Origin of the sequence: Vibrio sp. 10N.222.55.C6 (assembly GCF_041473395.1) — a bacterium.
GTDB lineage: Bacteria > Pseudomonadota > Gammaproteobacteria > Enterobacterales > Vibrionaceae > Vibrio > Vibrio crassostreae_C.
This window is the reverse complement of the sequence record NZ_JBFRSD010000155.1, coordinates 1-1097: the sequence shown is the minus strand read 5'-3', so window position 1 is coordinate 1097 and position 1097 is coordinate 1. Positions and strand designations below refer to the sequence as shown.

Genomic DNA, 1097 nt, shown 5'->3' with positions numbered 1-1097 from the left:
ATTTATAGAGTCATCTAAGCGGAGAAGAGCCCTCAAACTAATCTATTTCTCGTCTATTTAATTAAACCGCTAACAAAATTTTGTCCACCCAAGTGCCAATATAGCAGTCGTAAATACGGTCAAAGGCTTCGGCAATATCGCATAACTTAAAATAGGGACCGTCGCGGTAACTACTAGAATAATGCTCCTATGAAAAAGTATTTATAAGTCTAAAAACCGAATGGGTATCAGTAACAGGTTACCGGCCCCAAACTCAGGCTAAGAGATATCAGCTATTATTTGGTGGACTACTACAATAGGTAAGGCCCCGCTAAGCAAATGATGGTCAGTTCCAGTTAAGGCCGAAAACGGACGTAAATTAGTGCTCGGAATTTTTGACCACCTTTCGTGGAGGGCATTATGTCTAGACGAGTTGGGCCTACTGTTAATATGGGTAGGTCTTTCATTTAATTGAAGCGGTATTTAACACCTAAGCTAACGCTATCTTCTTCTAAATTTACTTGACTAGATTTCATAGCAAATAAATGGTTGTAGTTGCTTTGGACTTGAAGCTTTTCATTTATGATGTAGCCAATCGACATCCCCACTTCAGGGCCAAAATCAGATTTACTATATGAGTTATAAGTGTAATCAGCGTACGTAATCCCGGCTTCCGGCGAGATATAGAAGTTAGATGTTTTGATTGGTATTGGTTTCTCTACAGCTAGGGTGTAATAGCTATAATCTACGGAATTATCTGAAAGCGTCGCAGCTACGCCTTTAATATTTCCCCAAGGCAGCTCAGCGGAAGCTTGAAACCTCGGCCCATTAACATGAGTGTTAGTGTTTCCAACCTTGATGGTGCTGAACTCATAACTGATGCCAGCGGTACTTGATATCGGTTGAGCATACGATAAAGCTGGCAGTAAACAGATTATAGCAAGTGACCATAGAGTGATTTTTTTCATATTTTGACTCCTTTACAATGAATCCACACTATAAAAAAACACTGTTCATATGAAGTTTTATTTTTTCAATTTAAGTTATCAAAATTGTTTCCGTTGGTACAAAATACACCGAATAAAGCATTTAAAGCTTCAAGATACTTTTTCTAATCG

At 38.5% G+C, this 1097-nt stretch carries 1 protein-coding gene; it reads right to left on the bottom strand.

Annotated elements, in window-relative coordinates:
• Positions 1 to 446: 446 nt before the first annotated feature.
• Positions 447 to 947, bottom strand: coding sequence for an outer membrane beta-barrel protein (locus AB4486_RS23000; RefSeq protein ID WP_102420189.1), 501 nt, complete (start codon positions 945 to 947; stop codon positions 447 to 449).
• Between the last annotated feature and the right edge of the window lie 150 nt (positions 948 to 1097).